The 2,459-nt window shown below is 56.5% G+C and carries 1 protein-coding gene; it reads left to right on the top strand.

The window, feature by feature from the left end:
* Positions 1–227 precede the first annotated feature (227 nt).
* Positions 228–2,459: DNA-directed RNA polymerase (locus VGK48_16250; GenBank protein HEY2382727.1), on the top strand; the 2,232-nt coding region annotated here is incomplete at its 3' end.

Genomic DNA, 2,459 nt, shown 5'->3' with positions numbered 1-2,459 from the left:
TTTCGGATTGTTCAACAGGCCTTCGTACGCCGTCATGAGCGCCTTGACCGTGTCGGTATCCGAAACCCTGTGCAGACCAAGTTTGGCCTTGATCTGAGTGGGAGTCGATTTTCCTTTCATGGTTTTGTCCTCCTTTCTTTTGGATTAGAGATTTTCGAGCGATTTTTCTTGCTCTTCTATCTCATAGGAGGTCATTATTTGTTACATTTTTCACTATCCCGTTAGGTATGAACGACATAGAGCGACAAATACGATTCGAGACGAATATGGTGTACGACGCCAGCCTTCGCCATGCCAAAAACCGCGATTTTCAGCTCGCGACGGACTTCAGGCCGGCGAAAGATCTGGTCGGTAATTGCCTGGACTCGCTGTCGAGTGCGATCCGCGAACTGCAAATGCAATTGCAGACTTCCGAATACCGGAAGCTGCCGATCTGGGGAACGCCATTCTTGTCGCTCAGTGCGGAACAACATGCTCTGATCACTCTCTCTACTTTGGTGAACTGGATCTGCAGGTCCCAAAGTGAAGATGGTGTGGCGCCGCCGCGCACGCCCGTTGCATATGACATCGGTGAGTGGTGCCGGATTGAAAGAATGTTGGATTGCGCTGAACAGAGAGGCGTGGATGTCGCCCTGCAATTGCGCTCACGCAATAACAACCGCAATGCCCGGCGGCGGGCCGACGAGTACACTCGAAGGCTCGACAATAAGGACGACTGGGACACGGACCGCATCTCTCATCATCTCGGTGAAAAAAACGTTTCACTGGCTCTTCAGCATGCCCGATTCGCCGGTCAGCCGATCTTCGAGGTGAAGATGACCCGGGAGGGCGTCGGGAAACGCATGACAACGACCGAGCGGATTGCGCTCACGCCGGCGGCCGCCGAGTGGCTCGCCAATCATCCATCGGCGCTGGCGTCGCTACCCGCTCCGGTTTACGCGCCGATGGTCGTTCCGCCACGTCCCTTTACCTCGCACTCCGCGGACGGCGGCTATCTCCGGGTGCCCTTGAAACTTCTGAAGGATGAACCCCGCGGCAGGGCGCAAAAACTGTTTCGGAAGGCGGACTTCTCAAGGGTCCTGGTTGCCGTCAATGCGCTGCAGAATACCGACTACCGCCTTAATAATGGCGTCTGCGAAATCATGCGCCGGGTTTGCGAATCAGGCCAGCGGTCTTTCGGATTGCAAACATTTACCGCCGGCGAACTTCGAGCCCACAAACACCTCATGGCCTTGCGCATGCCGTCGGCGGAGCGGTTCCTTCGGGAGCTGCATATCTATTTTCCGTGGCAGTTAGACCATCGCGGCCGCGCCTATCCCGTGCCGCCACTGATCCATCCGCAGTCGAACCACTGGGGAAAGTCGCTGCTCGAATTTGGGGTAGGTAAAGAGTTGGGAGAGCGCGGCGCGTACTGGCTGAAGATCCACATTGCCAACTGCTTCTGGAAGGGGAAAAAAGTCTCCTTCGAAGAACGGATTGGGTGGTTCGATCAACATGAACAGGAAATCCTCGCGTTCGCCGGCAATCCGCTCGGTGACTGCCCGTTGCGGGACAAAGCGGATAAGCCGTGGCTGTTCTTCGCGGCGTGTCTCGAGTGGAAACGCTATAGAGAGGTCGGCCCCGGCTTCCGATCGCATTTACCGATCAGCATGGACGGCTCGTGTAACGGGTACCAGCATTTGAGTGCCCTGGGACGCGATCCATTTGGCGGAAGCGCCGTGAACCTGGTGCCGGATGATTACCCGCACGATATTTATCTCGAAGTCGCCGAGATTCTCAGCAGCAAGATACAGATCGATGCCCAATACCGCCAAGGCGACGATAGAGAAGCCGCCCGGCAATTGCTGGGCAAGATCGATCGTGACCTGGTCAAGCCCGCAACAATGACCATCGTCTACGGCGCGACGAGAGGAACGATCTACCGACAACTGCTCGATACGAAGGTCATCCAATCCTGCGAAGACCCGGAGAAATGTGCCCGGTATCTGGCGAGAATCCTGGAGGAAACCATTCCCGACGTCGCCGTCGAAGCCGGCAGAATCATGAAATGGCTCCGTGCGATTGCCCGCACTCTTGCGAAGGCGGGAATGGGCATGGCATGGACTTCGCCGGCTGGTTTTCCCGTGGTTCACGAGATCCGCGAACCGAAGGAAATCCGTATCACCACGGCTGACAAGAGGGTCACCCTCCATGTAGAGGATCCGAAACGAAAAATCGACTGGAGGGCACAGGTGAATGGCGTCGTCGCGCACCTGGTTCATTCTCTCGATGCCGCCCACATGATGCTGACGGTGAATCGCCTCCACAGCCACGGCCTGCGGCATTTTTTGATGGTCCACGACAGCTTTGGCGTTCACGCCGCCGATGTCGACCTGCTGAACCGTGTGCTGCGGGAGGAATTCGTCGGAATGTACTCCGAACTCGTCATGGCGAACTTCTTTATGGAAGTCCTGATGTCC

It is taken from the genome of Terriglobia bacterium (genome assembly GCA_036496425.1).
Taxonomy (GTDB): Bacteria; Acidobacteriota; Terriglobia; order 20CM-2-55-15; family 20CM-2-55-15; genus 20CM-2-55-15.
Note: the sequence above shows the minus strand (reverse complement) of the source record. Positions and strands in the feature narration are given on the sequence as shown.